Origin of the sequence: Klebsiella sp. GB_Kp056, assembly GCF_040064755.1 — a bacterium.
Lineage (GTDB): Bacteria > Pseudomonadota > Gammaproteobacteria > Enterobacterales > Enterobacteriaceae > Klebsiella > Klebsiella quasipneumoniae.
Genome location: NZ_JBEAJA010000061.1, coordinates 13,841 through 34,492, shown reverse-complemented (window position 1 = coordinate 34,492; position 20,652 = coordinate 13,841). Strand labels below are relative to the sequence as shown.

Here is a 20,652-nt window from a genome sequence, read left to right as displayed (position 1 = left end):
CCCTTCCCCGGACGATGCCGGGGAAGGGGGAGAAGATTAATGCGCCTGGCCGCGTTCGATACCAATCCCGGTTTGTGAACGAATGAACTGGGCGCGGAACTGCTCGCGCTCGCGCATTCCTTCCGGTGAGTTATCGGTCGCGGAGAAGAGCCAGATACCGATGAACGCGATAGCGATGGAGAACAGCGCCGGATATTCATACGGGAACAGCGCTTTCTCATGACCGAGGATCTGCACCCAAATGGTCGGGCCGAGGATCATCAGAATCACCGCCGTCAGCAGACCCAGCCAGCCGCCGATCATCGCCCCGCGGGTGGTCAGCTTCGACCAGTACATCGACAGCAGAATGATCGGGAAATTACAGCTGGCAGCAATAGAGAACGCCAGGCCGACCATGAAAGCGATATTCTGATTTTCGAACAGGATGCCCAGCAGAATGGCCACCACGCCGAGGATCAGCACCGTAATTTTGGAGACCTTCAGCTCCTGACGCTCGGTCGCCCCTTTACGGAAGACGTTGGCGTACAGGTCGTGCGACACCGCCGAGGCGCCCGCCAGCGTCAAGCCAGCGACCACCGCCAGAATGGTGGCGAAGGCGACCGCGGAGATAAAGCCGAGGAACAGGTTGCCGCCCACCGCATCCGCCAGATGCACCGCCGCCATATTATTGCCGCCGATAAGCTGCCCGGCCGCGTCTTTGAACACTGGGTTCGCGCCGACCAGCATGATGGCGCCGAAGCCGATGATAAAGGTCAGAATATAGAAGTAGCCCATAAAACCGGTGGCGTAGAACACGCTTTTACGCGCTTCTTTGGCGTCGCTCACGGTGAAGAAACGCATCAGGATATGCGGCAGGCCGGCGGTACCAAACATCAGACCGAGGCCAAGGGAGAGCGCGGATATCGGATCTTTCACCAGCCCACCTGGGCTCATAATCGCCACGCCTTTCGGGTGGACGGCCATCGCTTCGGTAAACAGATTATTGAAGCTGAAGCCGACGTGCTTCATCACCATAAAGGCCATAAAGCTGGCGCCGAACAGCAGCAGAACCGCTTTGATAATCTGCACCCAGGTGGTCGCCAGCATGCCGCCGAACAGGACATAGAGCACCATCAGGACGCCCACCAGCACCACCGCAACGTGATAGTTAAGACCGAACAGCAGCTGGATCAGCTTGCCGGCGCCGACCATTTGGGCGATCAGATAGAGGGCCACCACCACCAGCGAACCGCAGGCGGAGAGGGTGCGGATCGGTCCCTGTTTGAGACGATAGGACGCCACGTCGGCAAAGGTGTAGCGGCCAAGGTTGCGCAGACGTTCGGCAATCAGAAACAGGATAATCGGCCAGCCGACAAGGAAGCCCAGCGAGTAGATCAGACCGTCGTAACCGGAGGTATACACCAGCGCGGAGATACCAAGGAACGACGCTGCCGACATAAAGTCGCCGGCAATCGCCAGCCCGTTCTGGAAACCGGTGATATTGCCGCCGGCGGTGTAGTAATCGCTGCGCGAACGCACCCGTTTTGACGCCCAGTAAGTGATGTACAGGGTCAGGGCGACGAAAATCAGGAACATGACAATCGCCTGCCAGTTGGTCGGCTGGCGCTGTACCGCGCCGGTAATGGCGTCTGCGGCCTGAACGCCGAGGGGCAGCAGCGTGGCGGCGAGCGCCGTCAGGACTCTCTTGATCATGCTTTTACCTCGTTGAGAACGCTCTTGGTCAAACGGTCGAATTCACCGTTGGCCCGCCAGACATAAATACCGGTGAGAACAAACGAAATGACGATCACCCCGATGCCCAGCGGGATCCCGCGGGTGACGCTGGTCCCGGCGTGCAGCGGCGTGCCGAGCCAGCCTGGCGCGAAGGCGATAAGCAGAATAAAGCCCACATAGATCACTAACATAATCACTGACAGAATGGCGGCAAACCGTTGCCGTGATGCCACCAGCTCCCTGAAATGCGCACTATTTTCTATCCGCTGACAAAGTTGTTCATTCATCTTAGCGTCTCCAGAGGTCTCCCTTTCGTCATCCACGCAGCGGACGCTGGCGACAGCAACCCCTCCGGCGTTAATGGCCGGGATACGGTTCGCTGACGGCGTTCCTGCGAGTGAAATCCTGGGGGAGGGACTTATTTTTATCCTCTCCCCGGTGGGGGAGAGGGTGTAGGGAATCTGTCCTTGCTTACGATGGCATGGTAATGGCCTGCTTCTCTTCGAGCAGTTTTTCCACTACGCCAGGATCGGCGAGAGTCGAGGTATCGCCGAGGTTGCTGGTGTCGCCCGCGGCGATCTTGCGCAGAATGCGGCGCATGATTTTGCCCGAGCGGGTTTTTGGCAGCGAATCGGTCCAGTGCAGAACATCCGGCGTCGCCAGCGGGCCAATCTCTTTACGCACCCAGTTACGCACTTCCGCATACAGCTCCGGCGTCGGTTCTTCACCGTGATTGAGCGTCACGTAGGCGTAGATAGCCTGGCCCTTGATGTTGTGCGGAATACCGACCACTGCCGCTTCGGCGATTTTCGGGTGCGACACCAGCGCCGATTCGATCTCGGCAGTACCCAGACGGTGGCCGGAGACGTTCAGAACGTCATCCACGCGGCCGGTGATCCAGTAATAGCCATCTTCATCTCGGCGCGCGCCGTCGCCGCTAAAGTACATATTTTTGAAGGTGGAGAAGTAGGTTTGCTCAAAGCGCTCATGATCCCCGAACAGGGTACGCGCCTGGCCGGGCCAGGAGTCGGCGATGGCAAGATTGCCCTCGGTGGCGCCATCCAGCGGCAGGCCTTCGTTATCCACCAGCACCGGCTGAACGCCGAAGAACGGGCGGGTAGCGGAGCCAGCCTTCAGCTCAATCGCCCCTGGCAGCGGGGTGATCATAAAGCCGCCGGTTTCGGTCTGCCACCAGGTGTCCATCACCGGGCACTTCTCGTTACCGATCTTCTTCCAGTACCACTCCCAGGCTTCCGGGTTAATGGGTTCGCCGACCGAGCCGAGAATGCGCAGTGAGGAGCGGTCCGTGCCTTCGATAGCCTTGTCGCCTTCCGCCATCAGGGCACGGATCGCCGTCGGAGCGGTATACAGAATGCTGACCTTATGCTTATCGACGACCTGGCACATACGCGCCGGGGTTGGCCAGTTCGGCACCCCTTCGAACATCAGAGTGGTGGCGCCGCAGGCCAGCGGGCCGTACAGCAGATAGCTGTGGCCGGTGACCCAGCCGACATCGGCGGTGCACCAGTAAATATCGCCCGGGTGGTAATCGAAAACGTATTTAAAGGTGGTGGCCGCGTAGACCAGATAGCCGCCGGTGGTGTGCAACACCCCTTTCGGTTTACCGGTGGAGCCAGAGGTATAGAGGATGAACAGCGGATCTTCGGCGTTCATCTCGACGGGGCGGTGTTCGGCGCTGGCGTTCGCCATCAGATCGCTCCACCACAGATCGCGGCCTTCCTGCCAGTCGATTTTACCGCCGGTACGTTTCAGGACCACGACGTGTTCAATGCTGTTGACGTTCGGGTTTTTCAGCGCGTCATCGACGTTTTTCTTCAGCGGGATGGCGCGACCGGCGCGCAGCCCTTCATCCGCGGTGATCACCAGGCGCGAGCTGGAGTCGATAATGCGTCCGGCCACCGCCTCCGGCGAGAAGCCACCGAAAATCACCGAGTGGATGGCGCCGATGCGGGCGCAGGCCAGCATCGCCACCGCGGCTTCCGGCACCATCGGCATATAGATGGCGACCACGTCGCCTTTTTTAATCCCGAGACCGAGCAGCACATTGGCGAAGCGGCAGACGTCCGCATGCAGTTCACGGTAGGTGATGTGCTTGCTCTGGCTGGCGTCGTCGCCTTCCCAGATGATGGCGGTTTGATCGCCGCGCTCGGCGAGATGGCGGTCGAGGCAGTTGGCGGCGAGGTTCAGGGCACCGTCTTCATACCATTTGATGGAAATATTACCCGGCGCAAAGGAGGTATTCTTCACGCGGGTGTAGGGGCGCATCCAGTCAAGGATTTTGCCCTGCTCGCCCCAGAATGTATCAGGGTCGGTTATGGATTGTTGATACTGCGCCTTGTACTGATCCGGGTTAATCAGGCAACGTTCCGCAATGTTAGCGGGAATAGGGTGTTTGTGTATTTGGCTCATGGCTTTTTTTCTCCTTTGAACTTGTTAAATATATGTCAAACAAACGTTAAGAGTAGGGGTTTTGGCAGCTTTGTTTGTTAATTGGGGGGCAGATCACGCAATGATTCAACTGAGTGAAATTTCGTCAAATGAAACTTTGAAGTGAAATAATTGCGTAAATGAATTTATAGAAACGGAAGATGTGAAATATTTTTTATTACAAATACTTATGCATTGTAACTGGGGAAAATTCGTGACTTTATGCAGAAAACCAGAAGAAAGCCCTATTCTTAAAGGCTTGCGCAGCATGCCGTGCAAATGATACTGATATTGCGCGTTAAATAACCCCACAAAGCAACGCAACACAATTCATACCCCCTGCAGTGGGTACCATGACGAAAAGGAATGGTGCCTTTCATTGAGGAAGTCAGTAGTGAAGAAAACAAAAAAAGTCAGTCTGGCCTGGCAAATTTTGCTAGCCCTGGTGCTGGGTATCCTTTTGGGCAGTTATCTGCATTACCACGCCGAAAGTCGCGATTGGTTGATTAGCAATTTGCTGACGCCGGCGGGCGATATCTTTATCCATCTGATTAAAATGATCGTAGTCCCGATTGTTATTTCGACCCTGGTGGTCGGGATTGCCGGCGTGGGCGATGCCAAACAGTTAGGCCGGATCGGCGCCAAAACCATTATCTATTTCGAAGTGATCACCACGGTGGCGATCGTGCTGGGTATCACCCTGGCCAACGTCTTCCAGCCGGGAACGGGCATTGATATGTCGCAGCTGGCGGCGGTTGATATTTCGAAATACCAGAACACCACCGCTGAGGTGCAGAGCCATGCGCATGGCCTGATGGGCACCATCTTGTCGCTGGTGCCGACCAACATCGTGGCGTCGATGGCGAAAGGCGATATGCTGCCGATTATTTTCTTCTCGGTGCTGTTTGGTCTGGGGCTCTCCTCGCTGCCGGCGACGCACCGTGAGCCGCTGGTGACGGTCTTCCGCTCCATCTCCGAAACCATGTTCAAAGTCACCCATATGGTGATGCGCTATGCGCCGATCGGGGTGTTCGCCCTGATTTCAGTGACCGTCGCCACCTTTGGTTTCGCCTCGCTGTGGCCGCTGGCCAAGCTGGTGCTGCTGGTTTACTTCGCGATCCTGTTTTTCGCGCTGGTGGTGCTGGGGATTGTCGCCCGCCTGTGCGGCCTGAGCATCTGGATCCTGATCCGCATCCTGAAAGATGAGCTGATTCTGGCTTACTCCACCGCCAGCTCCGAGAGCGTGCTGCCGCGTATTATCGAGAAAATGGAAGCCTATGGCGCGCCGGCGTCGATCACCAGCTTCGTGGTGCCGACCGGCTACTCCTTTAACCTCGATGGCTCAACGCTGTATCAGAGCATCGCGGCGATCTTTATCGCCCAGCTGTACGGCATCGACCTCTCCATCTGGCAGGAGATCACCCTGGTACTGACCCTGATGGTGACCTCGAAAGGGATCGCCGGCGTGCCGGGCGTCTCTTTTGTGGTGCTGCTGGCCACCCTGGGCAGCGTCGGGATCCCGCTGGAGGGCCTTGCCTTTATCGCCGGCGTCGACCGTATCCTCGACATGGCGCGTACCGCGCTGAACGTGGTGGGCAATGCGCTGGCGGTGCTGGTTATCGCCAAGTGGGAGCATAAGTTCGACCGCAAAAAAGCGCTGGCGTATGAACGCGAAGTGCTGGGCAAGTTTGATAAAACCGCGCAATAAAACACAAAGCCCGGCGCGAGCGCCGGGCTTTTTCTTATCCTTTACTGATCCTGTCAAACTCTTCGCAGCCGGTATCAAACCCCTCCAGGCAACTGACGTTAAGCCAGTGCAGCGCCTTCTGCTTATTCGGTTCGATAAAGCCTTTCTCTCCCTGCTGGAACATCATCCCGGCCCAGTATTCGGCATAGCCGGTCCGCGAGAGCGCCGAGCTGCCTTTAAAGTAGGCGCTCGCTTTCACATCATCTTCCGGACCGTGCACGCCGCTGGCGTAGATCAGCCCCAGCAGCATCTGGGCGTCTACCGCCGCATCGCTTTCGCTGTCCCGGGCGGCATCCTGCAGAAGCGTGATGGCGTGCGCCACGTCGGTGGGGCCAGCCTGACGGTTCACCAGCACTCGCGCGAGGACGATCTCCCCGGATTTACTGCCGGCCTCGACGGCTTTTTCCGCCAGCTGGCGAGCCTGCGGATAGTCCGCCTGCTGCGGATTGCGAATTTTTAGCTGCGCCAGCAGGGCCAGCGCGTCGCCATCGCCCTGCGCCGCTGCTTTCTGTGCCCAGAATTCGGCTTTCTGATAATCGCCGGAGCTCACCCAGGTATCCGCAAGGTAATATTGCGCGCGTCGATCGCCGGCTTCCGCCTGCTGTTGATACCGGCTACCCGGTTCGGTGGCCACCGCTGCGCCGCTGGTAATGACCAGTAAAAATAAAAAGAGGTATTTCATTTGTATTTATTATCAGCAAGGAACATAGCGCGCAGTATAAAGGGAGGCGAAAAAGAAGAAAATGACAGGGATCGGTAGGTGGAGCGGATTCTCTCTACCTACCGCAGGTACGCGGACACGGCGCCGCTTGTATGCCGGGTGGCGGCTGCGCCAGATCCGGCCTACGCATCGCGCGAGCCGGATCAGGCCGCCGAACCTTAACCCATCGCGCTTTCGCGCAGGCGGGATTTCAGCTTGTTGTACTCGTCGATCACGTACTGTTCCGCCGCGCGCTGATCGGCAATCCGCTCAACGTTGACCGCGCAGTACTTGTACTCCGGCGTTTTGGTTATCGGGCTCAGGTTCTCCGACACCAGCTCGTTACAGGCGCCAATCCACCACTGGTAGGTCATATACACCGCGCCTTTGTTCGGCCGGTCGCTGACCTGCGCGCGGGTGATGATCCGACCCTTGCGCGAATTCACCCACACCAGCGCTTCATCCTCAATGCCTAACCGTTCGGCGTCGGCGGTGTTGATCTGCGCATAGCCAGGCTCATCCGCCAGCGCCGCCAGCGCCGCGCAGTTACCGGTCATTGAACGGCACGAGTAGTGGCCGACTTCGCGCACCGTCGACAGCACCATCGGGTACTCGTCGGTGAGCTTATCGATCGGCGCGACCCAGTCGCAGGTGAAGAACTGCGCCAGCCCGTTCGGGGTATCGAACTTCTCTTTAAACAGATACGACGTCCCCTGATCGGCGTCGGACTCATCGCGGCACGGCCACATGACGTAGCCAAGCTCACCCATTTTCTCGTAGGTGGCGCCGTAGAAGTCCGGGCACAGATGCCGCAACTCGTCCCAGATCTCCTGGGTGTTGTTGTAGTGCATCGGATAACCCATCCGGGTGGCGATTTCGCTGATGATCTGCCAGTCGGTTTTCAGATCCCACTTCGGCTCCACGGCTTTAAAGAAGCGCTGGAAGCCGCGATCCGCTGCGGTGTACACGCCTTCGTGCTCGCCCCACGAGGTGGACGGCAGGATGACGTCGGCCGCGGAGGCGGTTTTGGTCATGAAAATGTCCTGGACGATAACCAGTTCCAGATCGTCGAACGCTTTGCGCACCGCCGAGAGTTCGGCATCGGTCTGCAGCGGATCTTCACCCATAATGTACGCCGCCCGCACTTCGCCGTGCGCCGCGCGGTGCGGCAGCTCGCTGATGCGATAGCCGGTATGTGCCGGCAGGCTGTCGACGCCCCAGGCTTTGGCGAACTTCTCGCGGTTTTCCGGGAACTTAACGTACTGATAGCCCGGATAAGTATCCGGCAGCGCCCCCATATCGCAGGCGCCCTGGACGTTGTTCTGGCCACGCACCGGGTTGACGCCGACGCTCGGTTTGCCGAGGTTGCCGGTGAGGATCGCCAGGCTGGTCAGCGAACGCACGGTCTCCACGCCCTGGTAGAACTGGGTCACGCCCATGCCCCACAGAATGGCGGCGGATTTGGCGCTGGCGTACATCCGGGCGCAGGCGCGGATCTCCTGGGCGCTGACCCCGGTGATCTCCTCCACCGACTCCGGCGTATAGCCTTCAACGATTTTGCGATACTCCTCGAAGCCTTCGGAACGGCTGGCGACGAAGGATTTATCGTACAGATCCTCTTCAATAATCACGTGGCCAATGGCGTTGAGCAGCGCGATATTCGAGCCGTTCTTCAGCGCAATGTGCATATCGGCGATGCGCGCGGTTTCAATTTTGCGCGGGTCGCAGACGATAATTTTCGCCCCGTTGCGTTTAGCGTTAATGACGTGATTCGCCACGATAGGGTGGGAATCCGCCGGGTTGTAACCGAAGATAAACACCAGATCGGTGTTATCAATCTCCGTGATGGCATTACTCATGGCGCCGTTACCGACCGACTGGTGCAGACCTGCAACCGAAGGGCCGTGTCAGACGCGAGCGCAGCAGTCGACGTTATTGGTACCAATAACGGCGCGCGCGAATTTTTGCATCACATAGTTGGTTTCATTACCGGTACCGCGGGAGGAGCCGGTGGTTTGGATCGCATCCGGGCCATATTTGGCTTTAATGGCGCTGAGGCGAGTGGCGACGTAATCCAGCGCCTCATCCCAGGAGACAGCTTCCAGCTTGCCGCCGCGTTGACGACGGATCATGGGGGTTTTCAGGCGCGGCGTCAGGATCTGGGTATCGTTAATAAAGTCCCAGCCATAATAGCCCTTCAGGCACAGGGTTCCCTGGTTGGTTTTCCCTTGCGCCGCTTCAGCCCGAACGATTTTGCCGTTATCGACCACCAGGTTGATTTTGCAACCTGATGCGCAATACGGGCAAACCGTGACGACTTTTTTCATCGGTCTTGCTCCAGTTATTCAATGGGCGCGTTTGCGCTATCGCGCCGTCACTATGCATCTTCTATGCCATATTTTCATTGTGGGTATTCCTTGAGGATACGTGGCTTTTTTGGGCGAAATGCTGACGAAAAACAGCCTGTCGACAGATTTGACGTGTCGATACCCTGGAGATGTGACGGCGCTTGAAAAAATGTCACCGGAAGAGGAATTTGTCGGCGCAGCCTTGCAGAATCGATCAGACTGACACTAACTCCCCCGCGGGCAGAGGCAAAGATGAAACCGGTCATTTTAGTGGTTGATGACGACATAGCGATGGGCGAGCTGCTCAGCGATGTGCTCGGCGCGCACGCGTTTGAGGTGCTGGTCTGCCAGACCGGCGGCGACGCGCTGGCGACGGTGGCGCAGCGGGCGGACATCGCGCTGGTTTTGCTGGATATGATCCTGCCGGATACCCATGGTCTGCAGGTGCTCCAGCAGCTGCAGCGCACGCGGCCTGAGCTGCCGGTGGTGATGCTCTCCGGCCTGGGCAGCGAGTCCGATGTGGTGGTGGGCCTGGAGATGGGCGCCGATGATTACATCGCCAAACCGTTCAGTTCGCGGGTGGTGGTCGCCCGGGTGAAGGCGGTGCTGCGGCGCAGCGGGGCGCTGGCCAGCGAGGCGCCGGGCGGCGTCGCCGGCCTGACGTTCAACGGCTGGCGGCTGGATACCACCCGCTGTGAGCTGTATAACCCACAGCAGCAGGCGATCCCGCTGACCCAGGGAGAATACGGTTTGCTGCTGGCGCTGGCGCAGAACGCCCGCCGGGTGCTGAACCGTGAACAGCTGCTGGCGCTAACCCATACCGAAAGCACCGAGGTGTTCGATCGCACCATCGATGTGCTGATCATGCGCCTGCGGCGCAAAGTCGAGCTGAACCCGCATCAGCCGACGCTGATTAAAACGCTGCGCGGCCTGGGCTATGTCTTTTCCGCCGACGTGACCCACAGCGAGAAGGCGGCGTAGGGCGGGGGCTGTCTAACCGGCCTGCCCATTGCTGGCGGTGTTAACCACTCTCACTATTCTGCAACTGAATAAACGCCTGCAGCTCAGAGAGCGTTTTGGCGCCGTCGATCGCATTGGCGGCCTGCAGGCTGGCGCGGGCGCAGGCATGAGCCAGCTGCAGACTGTCGGTTAACGGCCAGCGTTCGTGGCTGCCGTACAGCAGGCCGGCGCAGAAGGCATCTCCGGCGCCGACGCTGCCGACAATCTCCTCCGGCGGCAGCCGCCATGACGGTACCCAGCGCCCGGCTTCGGTACGGGAGACGCCCCATGCCCCCTCCGGACAGTGGATCACCACTCGCTGGCGCACGCCTGCGTCAAGCAATGCGCTGGCGGCGCGGGCGATATGGGCGACGTGCGGCTCGCCGTTGGGTAGACGAATCTCCAGCCCGCTAAACTCGCTGGCTTCCAGCTCATTGATGGTCAGGTAGTCAAGATGCGCCAGCGCCGGCAGGACCAGTGGGCGGTAGCGCGGGTCGCCCTTGCGCGACACCAGATCGAGGGAAACCTCATAGCCTCGCTCGCGCATCTGCGCCAGCAACCGCGCGCTGCGGGTGCCGTACTCTTCGTCGGGGCGATCGAGACTCTCAAGCAGCAGCAGATAGCCGAGATGGAAAATTTTCAGCGGCGCATCCAGCGGCTCAAAGGCCGGAAGGTCAAGCAGGCGGTTGGCGCCGGGAGAGTGAAAGAAGGTGCGCTGGCCTTCGGCGTCGGTCATCACCTGAGTCATCGAGGTGGGGGCGGAGCTGGTGCGCTGCACAAGCTGGCGATTGATATGGTACTGATCGAGCATGGCGGTAATGTAGTCGCCATCGTTATCCTCGCCAATCAGGCCGACCGCCTGCAGCGGCAGTCCGGCGTGCATTTTGGCCAGGGTCAGCAGGACATTCAGCGGCGCGCCGCCGGTGGCGCGTTCGCTGTGAATAATTTCCACCAGCCAGCCGCGCTCCGGCCACTGTCTGATCTGGTGGACATGATCGACCAGCATGTTGCCTGCGGCAATGATCCCTTTACGTTCCATGATCGCTACTCCGCGCCGTCATACCTGTTAAGCGTAGCGCACAATCGGCGGAACGATTGTGCGCCGGGTTGCGCTTATTTCACGGTCCAGCCTTTGTAAGAGCTGACGTTGTTTTTGTCGATCATGGTCACCGGGATCAGCACCGGCGCGGTTGGGGCCGGTTTGCCCTGCAGGATGTTGTAGCCAATTTCCACCGCCTTCGCCGCCATCACCTGCGGATCCTGCGCCGGCGTCGCGACGAACAGCGAGTTCTTACGCTTCAGCGCCTCTTCGCCATCCGGACTGCCGTCGACACCGACGATGAAGAACTCGCTGCGCTGCGCCTGTTTCGCCGCCAGATCGGCGCCAATCGCCGTCGGATCGTTGATCGCGAACACGCCGTCAATCTTCGGATTGGCCGCCAGCAGGGAGGTCATCACCTCCAGTCCGCCTTCCCGGCTGCCTTTCGCGTTCTGGTTGGAGGACAAAATTTTAATATCCGGGTGTTTTTTGAACTCCGTTTCGCAGCCTTCGACGCGGTTTTGTACGGCGGAGACCGGCGGCCCGTTGATGATCACCACGTTGCCTTTGTTGTTCAGACGGTCGCTAATGTATTTACAGGCCAGCTCGCCCGCCTGGGTGTTATCGGAGGTGATGGTGGCGTCGGCTCCTTCGGCGGCAACGTCAACCGCCACCACCACGATCCCGGCCTCTTTGGCCCGCTTCACCGCCGGGCCAATGCCTTTCGAATCGGCGGCGTTGAGGATAATCATATCGACCCTGGCGGCGATAAAGTTGTCGATCTGCGCCACCTGCTGGCCCAGGTCGTAGCCGCTGGAGACCAGCGTCACTTTGACGTTATCCCCCGCCAGCTTGCGGGCTTCCAGCTCCGCGCCCTTGGTGATCTGCACAAAAAACGGGTTGGCAAGGTCGCCCACCGTCACGCCTATCGCTTTCAGCTCTTTGGCCGACGCAAAGGGGGAGGCGGCCAGCAGCGCGCCAGCACACAGCGCGGTGACTATCGGTTTTAAACGCATTCGCTTTTCCTCGCAGGTAAGATGGTGTTGTTATGCACTTTGATGGTGTCGGGTACGGTATTTGTCGATCAGCACCGCAATGATGATCACCGCCCCTTTGATCACCAGTTGCCAGAAGTAGGAGACCCCCATCAGGGTCATACCGTTATTGAGGGTGGCGATAATCAGCGCCCCCACCAGCGTACCGGTGATGGTGCCGATGCCGCCGACGAAGCTGGTGCCGCCGAGAATGACCGCGGCGATGGCGTCCAGCTCGTAGCCGACCCCGAGGTTGCCGTTGGCGCTGTACAGCCGGGAGGCGCTCATCACCCCGCCAAGGCCGGAGAGCAGGCCGCTCATGCCATAGACAAACAGCAGCACCAGCCAGACTTTGATGCCGGTCAGCCGCGCCGCCTGCATGTTGCCGCCCACCGCGTAGATATGCACCCCAAGGGTGGTTCGGCGCAGGATAAACCAGCACACCGCGATAACCGCCAGGGCGATGACCACCAGCCACGGCACCGGGCCGAGGTAGTCATTGCCGATCCACTCGAAGCTGATATCGGAGTTGATTACCGTGGTGCCGTCGGCCAGCAGATAGGCGGCGCCGCGCAGCGCCGTGTAAGTGCCGAGGGTGACGATAAACGGCGGTAGCCCGGCGAAGGCCACCAGCGCGCCGTTGAACAGCCCAAGCAGCAGGCCGAGCATCAGCGCCGCCGGAATCGACAGCAACGCCAACTCCGGGATCAGCGAGACCACCATTGCCGCCACCGCGGTGGTGCCGAGAATGGAGCCGACGGAGAGGTCAATGCCGCCGGTGAGGATGATGAAGGTCATTCCCGCCGCCAGCACAATGTTGATCGAGGCCTGGCGGGTGATATTCAGCAGATTGCTTTCCGTGAAGAAGTTGGGGGCGATAAAGCCGAAAACGGCGACGATCAGGATGAGGATCGGCAGAATGCCGACGGTCTGCATCAGGTCGCCCATCAGCATTTTTTTCGCCGAAGCGGATGTCGCGACCGGCGCGGAGGTCTCTTTCGGTATGCTCATAGTTGCCCTGCCTTAAGGTGAGAATCGTTCACGCCGGTGGCCAGCGTCATGATCTGTTCCTGGCTGATATCGCCGGACTGCAGCTCGCCGGCGATAGTCCCTTCGCGCATCACATAGACCCGGTCGCTCATGCCCACCACTTCAGGCAGTTCGCTGGAGATCATCAGAATAGCGACGCCCTGGCGCGCCATGTCGTTCATGATGCGGTAAATCTCGCTTTTCGCGCCGACGTCGACGCCGCGGGTGGGTTCATCGAGGATCAGAATGCGTGGGCCAATCGCCACCCAGCGCGAAATTAACAGCTTCTGCTGGTTGCCGCCGGACAGTCCGCCGGCGCGCACCTGGGCGTGAGGCACGCGGATGTTCAGCAGCTGGATGGCGTCATCGGAAATAGTTTGCGCCTTACGGCGATTGAGCATCCCCCAGGTCGCGTCGCGCTCCAGCGTCGCCATGGTGATGTTTTCCTGGGCCGCCAGTTCGAGAAACAGGCCCTGCTCTTTGCGATTTTCGGTCAGAAAGCCGATTCCATGGTCGATGGCTTCGCGCGGCGAGTGGATCACCACCGGCTCGCCGTCGATCTCGATCACCCCGCCGGTGGCTTTGCGCACGCCAAAGATCAGCTGCGCCAGCTCGGAGCGTCCGGCGCCGACCAGCCCGGCGAGGCCGACGATTTCGCCAGCATGCACCACCAGGCTGCTGGGCTTAACCTTGCCGCCATCGGTCAGATCCTCGACCCGCAGGCGCGGCTGGCCGCGGGGAATATCGCGCTCTTTATTGAACAGATCGCTGAGTGGACGGCCGACCATCATGCGCACCAGCTCCGGCGCATTGAGCTTGTCGCGCACCAGGCTGCCGACATACTGCCCATCGCGCAGGACGCTGACCCGGTCGGAGAGCTCATACACTTCCGCCATGCGGTGGCTGATATAGATGATCGCCATGCCCTCGTCACGCAGGCGCAGGATGAGGTCGAACAGGCGCTGGGTTTCCCGCGAGGAGAGGGCGGCGGTGGGTTCATCCATCACCAGAATGCGGCTTTGACGGTGCAGAGCGCGGGCGATCTCCACCTGCTGCTGTTCGGCGATGGTCAGGGTCATCACCCGGTCGCTGGCCTTGAACTGGGCGCCGAGACGGTCGATCACCGCCTGCGCCTGGCTGAGCATCGCTTTGCGCTGCACCAGGCCACCGCGCGCCAGCTCGCTGCCGAGGAAAATGTTTTCCGCGACGGTCAGATTCGGCGCCAGCTGCATCTCCTGGTAGATCAACGTGATCCCGGCGGCCAGCGCGTCCTTGGGGCCGCGGATCGTTTGCGGTTTCCCGTCGATCAGGATCTCGCCGCTGGTGGCGGTATAGGCGCCGGCGAGGATCTTCATCAGCGTGCTTTTTCCGGCGCCGTTTTCCCCCATCAGGGCATGGATCTCGCCGGGCCAGACCGTCAGGTCGACGCCCTTCAGCGCGTAGAATTTGCCAAAAGCTTTGGCGATATGGCGCATTTCCAGTACCGGGGTGGCGGTCATCACGGCGCTCCTGTCTGCGAGAACAATAGCTGCAGTCCACCACCGGAAAATAAATGCAGGATGTCAGAATCCATTCATATTTGTCATAGTGATAAATAGTTAACCGCGATCACAGTTACGCGGCGTCATTTTCTGCACCGTCACGCTTATCTGCCGACCGTTCCTTCACCGGAGTTGCTATGACCGCTCGCCGACACCCGTTTTTCACCAGCGCCCGTGGCCGCCTGCTCTCCTTTAATCTGCTGATGGTGGTCGTCACCCTGCTGGTGAGCGGCGTGGCGGTGTTCGGCTTTCACCACGCCAGCCAGCTGCAGGAGCAGGTGCAGCGCCAGACCCTCAACGATATGCGCGGCAGTATGGATCTGGCGCGGGACACGGCGAATGTCGCCACGGCGGCGGTGCGCCTGTCGCAGGTGGTGGGCGCGCTGGAGTACAAAAGCGAAGCGGAACGGCTGCTGGCGACGCAGCAGGCGCTGAAGCACTCGCTGGCCCAGCTGGCGGCGGCCCCGCTGGCGCAGCAGGAGCAGGCGCTGGTGGCCAGTATTATTCGCCGCAGCAACGCGCTGCAGCAGAGCGTGGCGGAGATGCTGGAGCGCGGCCAGCGCCGCCATCTGCAGCGCAATGCGCTGCTGAGTTCGCTTTACCAGAATCAGAGCAACCTGCGCCATCTCGCCGATCTTAACGATCGCGGCGGGGAGCGGGCGATCGATCCTCGCCGGCTGGCCGAGATGGACCGGCTGATCGTCGCCGCGATCCATACCGTCACGCCGCGGTCGATCGTCCTGCAGCTCGACCAGCTGCGCGGCGACCTGCCGGCCCATAGCGCCGATCCCGCGCTGGCGTTTGTTCTCCCCGACGTCACCCGGGAGCTGGCGAAGCTGGCCCCGCTGTCGGCCCAGCTGGAGGAGAGCGACCTGACGATCAGCTGGTACATGTACCACATCAAAGCGCTGGTCGCGCTGCTTAACGACGACATCAATCAGTACGTGACCCGGGTGGCGGAAGCCTCCGAACAGCGGGCGGCGCAGAGCCATCGGGAGCTGCGCTCCATCAGCATGTTTATTCTGCTTTCCGCGCTGCTGGCGCTGGCGATCACCGGCTGCGCCGGGTGGTACATCTACCGTAACCTGGGCTCTAATCTGACCGCTATCTCGCGGGCGATGTCGCGGCTGGCTCAGGGAGAGCCGAACGTCTCGGTGCCGGCCCTGCAGCGGCGCGACGAGCTGGGCGAACTGGCGCGCGCCTTTAACGTTTTCGCCCGCAATACGGCGTCGCTGGAGCACACCACCCGGCTGCTGAAAGAGAAGACCACCCAGATGGAGATCGATCGGATTAAGCGCCAGGAGCTGGAGGAGGCGCTGCTGCACAGCCAGAAGATGAAGGCCGTCGGCCAGCTGACCGGAGGCCTGGCGCATGATTTTAACAACCTGCTGGCGGTGATCATCGGCAGCCTTGAGCTGGTGGAGCCGAATGCGCAGGATGCGCCGCGCCTCACCAGGGCGCTGAAGGCGGCGGAACGCGGGGCGCTGCTGACCCAGCGGCTGCTGGCCTTTTCGCGCAAGCAGGCGCTGCATCCCCAGGCGGTGGCGATGGCGCCGCTGCTGGAGAACCTCAGCGAGCTGATGCGCCACTCCCTGCCGGCGACCTTGAGCCTGGAGATTGAGGCGCAGTCGCCGGCATGGCCGGCATGGATAGACGTCGGCCAGCTGGAAAACGCCCTGATCAACCTGGTGATGAACGCCCGCGACGCCATGGCCGGGCGCACGGGCGTCATTAAAATTCGCACCTGGAATCAGCGGGTCACTCGCAGCAGCGGCCAGCGGCAGGATATGGTGGCCCTGGAGGTGATCGATCACGGCAGCGGCATGTCGCAGGCGGTGAAAGCCCGGGTGTTTGAACCCTTCTTCACCACCAAAGCCACCGGCAGCGGCAGCGGCCTGGGGCTGTCGATGGTGTATGGCTTTGTGCGCCAGTCGGGCGGCCGGGTGGCGCTGGAGAGCGCGCCGGGGCAGGGGACGACGGTGCGGCTGCAGCTGCCCCGGGCGATGACCGAGGTCGGGAAGGCGGTGGCGCCGGTGGAAGACGAACCCATCCCGGCGGGAGAGCGGCTGGCGCTGGTGCTGGAGGATGAAGAGGATGTTCGCCAGACGCTGTGCGAGCAGCTGCATCAGCTGGGCTGGCTGACGCTGGAAACCGCCAGCGGGGAAGAGGCGCTGCAGCTGCTGGAGGCCTCGCCGGATATCGCCCTGTTGATCAGCGATTTGATGCTGCCCGGCGCGCTGAGCGGCGCCGATGTGATCCATACCGCCCGACGCCGCTTTCCGGCGCTGCCGGTGCTGCTGATCAGCGGTCAGGATTTGCGCCCGGCGCAGAACCCGGCCCTGCCGGAGGTGGAGTGGCTGCGTAAGCCCTTTACCCGCGCCCAGCTGGCGCAGGCGCTAAGCGCGGCGTACGCGAGGATTTGAGATTCCTCCGCTACCCGGGCGGCATGCCGTTGATTAAGGTAGCGGCAGGACTCTGATGAGATTGGCCCCGATGAAACGTTACGCAACCGCACTGCTCTTTTGCACTCTGTCGCTGACCAGCCTGGCCGCTCGCGCCGATATTATCGATGACGCGATCGGCAATATTCAGCAAGCCATTAACGACGCCTATAACCCGGGCAGTAGCCGTTCCAGTGACGACGACGACAGAGACAACGACGATGGCCGTTATGATGACGGGCGCTATCAAGGGAGCCGCCAGCAGAGTCGTGACAGCCAACGCCAGTATGATGACCGGCAACGCCAGCTGGACGATCGTCGCCGTCAGCTGGATGAACGCCAGCGCCAGCTCGATCGCGATCGCCGTCAGTTAGAAAGCGATCAGCGTCGTCTGGACGATGACTATTGATCGCCCCGCTGCAGACCGACGCTTAATCCAGTACTATTTCCATCCCGTCATAGCCCGCTTCGAAACCTTCCGGTAGCGGGTTATCCATCATCCAGACGTCAAACTGATGGCTGATATGGGTGAGGATCACTCGCGGACAGCCTATCGCCTGGTTAAGGGCGCGAACGGTAGTGAAATCGTTGTGGTTACGCGGGGTCTGCGCGCGCGGCTCATGACTGCAGTCGATGATCATCGCCTGCGGGCGATTGTTGAGTAAAAACTTCAGCGTCTTGTCCGGCAGCCCGGCGGTATCCGAGAGCCAGGCCACCCGACTGTGGGCCGACTCCAGCAGATAACCGAAGGTGAGCTTCGAATGGTTGAGCGGCAGGGGCGTCACCCGCAGGCCCTGCAGCTCAAACACCACAAACGGCGTGACGGTATGGCTGAAGTCGAGCAGGCCGGGGTGCTTGAGCAGATCGTCGCAGCCGGCGTCGTCCGGCGGGCCATAGACCGGGATCGGCCCGCCCACGCCCCAGCGCAGCGGAAACAGCCCCTGCACATGATCCAGGTGATAGTGGGTTAGCAGCACTTGCTGAAAGCTGCCGGCGGGATGATGTTCCATCAAATCCGGCCTGCCGGCGTCCAGCAGCGTCACTGCGCTGTTGAACGTCACCACCCCGCTACAGGGGCGGCGGCGATGGCTTTCCTCACGGCGGGCGCGGCGGCAGGCCGCGCAATCGCAGCCGAAGACCGGCACCAGCTGAGCGCCGCCGGTGCCGGTTAAGCGGAGGGTCAGGCTCATCGTGTCACCTTGTGTTTATACCAGCGGATCCGCTTCGCGCACCGCGTGGCTGCGCAACAGGCGGAAAAATTCATCGACCGATTGGCGGAGACTGCCGTCGTTATTCAGCGTCAGGCAATCGTCCGGCTTATAGCGCGCGGCGCGGTCCAGACGCTGGGCGATGTCCACCGCATTTTCCCGGCCGCGCTGCTCCAGCCGCTGGCGCAGCACCGGCGGCGAGACGGCGAGACAGATCGGCACCAGCACCTCGCCGTAGCGTTCCCGCGCCAGCGCCAGATGGGCGCGGGAGCCATTGGCCACCACGTCGAAGCCGGCGTGCAGCCAGAGGTCGATCTCCACGCCAATGCCATAGTAAGTATGGTTGGCGTGCCAGCTGAGGGCAAAGAGATGCTGCTCGGCGCGGGTAAAAAATTCATGTTCGCTGAGGGCGATATGGTTTTCGTTACCGGCGTTAAAGGGCCGGGTAATGTAACGATGCGCCACCAGCAGCTGCGGGTGCTCGCGCTGGCGCAGCGCCGCCAGCAGGCTGTCTTTACCGGAGCCGGAGGGCCCCACCAGCCAAATCAGTTTCCCCGGCATTAAAAGACCCTCCTTCCCTGGCGCCAGACATGGTCGATGTGGACATGCTCGCCGCGACGGTGCGCCAGCACCAGGTCGGCGCGTTTCCCCTCGGCGATGACGCCGCGATCGTCAAGGCCCAGCGCCTGCGCCGGATGTTTGCTGACCAGACGGATCGCCTGCGCCAGGGTGAAGGCGTTATCCTCGGCGTCGGCGATGCGGAATGCGGCATCCAGCAGGCTGGCGGGGTAGTAGTCGGAAGAGAGAATGTCGAGCAAACCGTGGTTCGCCAGCTGGTGGGCGGCGACGTTGCCGGAGTGGGAACCGCCGCGCACGATATTCGGCGCCCCCATCAGGACGTGCATCCCGTGCTGACGTGAAGCCTGCGCCGCGGCCAGGGTGGTAGGAAACTCGGCGATCACGCTACCCAACTGGTGGGATTCAGCCACATGCGCCTCGGTGGCGTCGTCGTGGCTGGCGAGGGCGATACGGCGGGCGCGGCACATGGCGGCAATGGTCTGGCGATTGGGCTGCGACCAGGTGGCGGCCAGGGCCATCTGCTCGGCTTCAAAACGATCCATCTCGTCATGCGTCAGATGGTACTTTCCCTGATAGTAATCGCGGTACTTGCTGCGATCGGCATACTGGCGCTGGCCCGGGGAGTGATCCATCAGCGAGACCATGCTCACTGACTCGCGGTCAATGAGCTTTTCAAACAGCGGCAGCGTGGTGTGATGCGGCAGCTCGCAGCGCAGGTGCAGGCGGTGCTCGGCGCGGTTGAGGCCGCGCTTTTGCGTCTCTTCCACCGCATTGACCATCTTCTCCAGATTCTCAAGGCGATCGCCGCCATCGCGCACGTCGCCGATCGCCACGGCGTCGAGCACGGTGGTGATGCCGCTGGCGACCATCATTGCATCGTGGCTGCTCATCGCCGAGTGGGCCGGCCAGTCCACCTTCGGTCGCGGGGTAAAGAATTTGTCGAGGTTATCGGTATGCAGTTCGATAAGGCCCGGCAGCAGCCAGCCGCCTTCGCCATCCAGCGCCTGCGGCAGCCGGCTCTGGCTTTCCGCGAAGGCGAGAATGCGACCGCCCTGGACTTCCAGCGAACCGTGTACCACGTCGTCGTCGAGAACCAGATTTACGTTATTGATAATCATGCTGTCATTCCCATGGGGTGCAGCCGGTCGGCGACCTGGCGGCGTACCCCTTCGTCATGGAAAATCCCGACGATGGCCGCGCCGCGCGCTTTGGCATCGTGGATCAGGTCGACCACAGCAGCACTGTTTTTGGCATCCAGTGAGGCGGTGGGTTCATCGAGGAGCAGGATCGGATAGTCGACCGCAAAACCGCGGGCGATATTGACCCGCTGCTGTTCGCCGCCGGAAAAGGTCGACGGCGCAAGATGCCACAGACGTTCGGGAACGTTGAGGCGGGTCAGCAGCTGGGCGGCTTTGGCGGCGCTCGCTTCACGCGGCGTCCCGAGGTCGAGCAGCGGCTGCATCACCACCTCCAGCGCCGAAATGCGCGGGATCACCCGCAGAAACTGGCTGACCCAGCCGATGGTGGTTTGACGCACTTCCAGCACCTTGCGCGGCGTGGCGGTGACCAGATCGACCCATTCGTCGCCGTGGCGGATATGAATATGGCCGCTGTCCGGCAGATAGTTGGCGTACAGCGAGCGCAGCAGGGTCGATTTGCCGCTGCCGGAGTGGCCATGGAGCACCACGCACTCCCCGGCGTTAACGGTCAGCGAGGCGTCGGCCAGCACCGGCAGACGCACGCCGTGCTGCTGGTGCAGAACAAAGGTTTTATGAATGTTTTCAACGCGGATCATGTTAGCCCTCACGGGGTTGAGTTGCCGGGTG

General features: G+C 61.1%; 17 protein-coding genes and 1 pseudogene. 5 read left to right on the top strand and 13 right to left on the bottom strand.

Features of this window, described 5'->3' with window-relative positions:
* Positions 1–36: 36 nt before the first annotated feature.
* From actP to acs, 3 genes are all read right to left on the bottom strand, one after another.
* On the bottom strand, positions 37–1,689 hold the full coding sequence (actP, locus tag ABLV52_RS21355; RefSeq protein ID WP_348890922.1) for a cation/acetate symporter ActP: 1,653 nt from the start codon (positions 1,687–1,689) through the stop codon (positions 37–39).
* Entirely contained in the window at positions 1,689–2,000 is a 312-nt protein-coding gene (locus ABLV52_RS21350) for a DUF485 domain-containing protein (protein WP_004206350.1), read from the bottom strand. Before ABLV52_RS21350 ends, actP begins: the two co-directional genes overlap by 1 nt.
* Positions 2,001–2,184: 184 nt before the next feature.
* Positions 2,185–4,143, bottom strand: coding sequence for an acetate--CoA ligase (gene acs, locus ABLV52_RS21345; protein ID WP_348890908.1), 1,959 nt, complete (start codon positions 4,141–4,143; stop codon positions 2,185–2,187).
* Between the two features lie 100 nt (positions 4,144–4,243).
* Here acs and ABLV52_RS21340 point away from each other — a divergent pair.
* Together ABLV52_RS21340 and gltP are read left to right on the top strand one after the other, a co-directional pair.
* A pseudogene (locus ABLV52_RS21340) lies at positions 4,244–4,444 on the top strand (hypothetical protein).
* Between the two features lie 111 nt (positions 4,445–4,555).
* Positions 4,556–5,869, top strand: a complete 1,314-nt coding sequence (gene gltP, locus ABLV52_RS21335; protein ID WP_004206354.1) for a glutamate/aspartate:proton symporter GltP — start codon at positions 4,556–4,558, stop codon at positions 5,867–5,869.
* 34 nt (positions 5,870–5,903) lie between these two features.
* Here gltP and ABLV52_RS21330 read toward each other — a convergent pair whose 3' ends face one another.
* Together ABLV52_RS21330 and fdhF are read right to left on the bottom strand one after the other, a co-directional pair.
* A complete protein-coding gene (locus ABLV52_RS21330) occupies positions 5,904–6,590 on the bottom strand; it encodes a tetratricopeptide repeat protein (RefSeq protein ID WP_032454575.1) in 687 nt (228 codons plus the stop codon).
* Between the two features lie 197 nt (positions 6,591–6,787).
* Complete coding sequence (fdhF, locus tag ABLV52_RS21325; protein WP_077598907.1) at positions 6,788–8,935, bottom strand: formate dehydrogenase subunit alpha; 2,148 nt, start codon at positions 8,933–8,935, stop codon at positions 6,788–6,790.
* Between the two features lie 273 nt (positions 8,936–9,208).
* On the opposite strand from fdhF, the gene ABLV52_RS21320 reads away from it, so the two are divergent.
* Positions 9,209–9,937, top strand: a complete 729-nt coding sequence (locus tag ABLV52_RS21320) for a response regulator transcription factor (protein WP_023291655.1) — start codon at positions 9,209–9,211, stop codon at positions 9,935–9,937.
* 40 nt (positions 9,938–9,977) lie between these two features.
* Here the strand turns inward: ABLV52_RS21320 and ABLV52_RS21315 are convergent, their stop codons facing one another.
* The 4 genes from ABLV52_RS21315 to ABLV52_RS21300 all read right to left on the bottom strand — a co-directional run bounded on the left by ABLV52_RS21315 (position 9,978) and on the right by ABLV52_RS21300 (position 14,556).
* Positions 9,978–10,994 (bottom strand): carbohydrate kinase family protein, encoded by a 1,017-nt coding sequence (locus ABLV52_RS21315; RefSeq protein ID WP_348890907.1) that lies wholly within the window; start codon positions 10,992–10,994, stop codon positions 9,978–9,980.
* 74 nt (positions 10,995–11,068) lie between these two features.
* Complete coding sequence (locus ABLV52_RS21310) at positions 11,069–12,010, bottom strand: ABC transporter substrate-binding protein (RefSeq protein WP_032454582.1); 942 nt, start codon at positions 12,008–12,010, stop codon at positions 11,069–11,071.
* 30 nt (positions 12,011–12,040) lie between these two features.
* Complete coding sequence (locus tag ABLV52_RS21305; RefSeq protein ID WP_023291658.1) at positions 12,041–13,039, bottom strand: ribose ABC transporter permease; 999 nt, start codon at positions 13,037–13,039, stop codon at positions 12,041–12,043.
* On the bottom strand, positions 13,036–14,556 hold the full coding sequence (locus tag ABLV52_RS21300) for a sugar ABC transporter ATP-binding protein (RefSeq protein ID WP_048296446.1): 1,521 nt from the start codon (positions 14,554–14,556) through the stop codon (positions 13,036–13,038). The genes ABLV52_RS21305 and ABLV52_RS21300 overlap by 4 nt, the downstream gene beginning before the upstream one ends.
* 179 nt (positions 14,557–14,735) lie before the next feature.
* On the opposite strand from ABLV52_RS21300, the gene ABLV52_RS21295 reads away from it, so the two are divergent.
* Both ABLV52_RS21295 and yjdP read left to right on the top strand, forming a co-directional pair.
* On the top strand, positions 14,736–17,021 hold the full coding sequence (locus ABLV52_RS21295) for an ATP-binding protein (RefSeq protein ID WP_102002454.1): 2,286 nt from the start codon (positions 14,736–14,738) through the stop codon (positions 17,019–17,021).
* A 70-nt stretch (positions 17,022–17,091) separates the two neighbouring features.
* Positions 17,092–17,448, top strand: coding sequence for a DDRRRQL repeat protein YjdP (yjdP, locus tag ABLV52_RS21290; protein ID WP_032429059.1), 357 nt, complete (start codon positions 17,092–17,094; stop codon positions 17,446–17,448).
* Between the two features lie 22 nt (positions 17,449–17,470).
* On the opposite strand, the gene phnP is transcribed toward yjdP, so the two are convergent.
* Genes phnP through phnL form a run of 4 tightly spaced genes read right to left on the bottom strand, consistent with a single transcriptional unit; the run spans position 17,471 to position 20,621 of the window.
* Positions 17,471–18,229 (bottom strand): phosphonate metabolism protein PhnP, encoded by a 759-nt coding sequence (gene phnP, locus ABLV52_RS21285; RefSeq protein ID WP_023291662.1) that lies wholly within the window; start codon positions 18,227–18,229, stop codon positions 17,471–17,473.
* A gap of 15 nt (positions 18,230–18,244) precedes the next feature.
* Positions 18,245–18,808 (bottom strand): ribose 1,5-bisphosphokinase, encoded by a 564-nt coding sequence (gene phnN, locus ABLV52_RS21280; RefSeq protein ID WP_004206368.1) that lies wholly within the window; start codon positions 18,806–18,808, stop codon positions 18,245–18,247.
* Positions 18,808–19,944: an alpha-D-ribose 1-methylphosphonate 5-triphosphate diphosphatase gene (gene phnM / locus ABLV52_RS21275; RefSeq protein ID WP_044525153.1), complete on the bottom strand. Its 1,137-nt coding sequence runs from the start codon at positions 19,942–19,944 to the stop codon at positions 18,808–18,810. Before phnM ends, phnN begins: the two co-directional genes overlap by 1 nt.
* The gene (gene phnL / locus ABLV52_RS21270; protein WP_023291665.1) at positions 19,941–20,621 is read right to left on the bottom strand and encodes a phosphonate C-P lyase system protein PhnL; all 681 of its coding nucleotides are present in this window, start codon (positions 20,619–20,621) and stop codon (positions 19,941–19,943) included. The genes phnM and phnL overlap by 4 nt, the downstream gene beginning before the upstream one ends.
* Positions 20,622–20,652 lie beyond the last annotated feature (31 nt).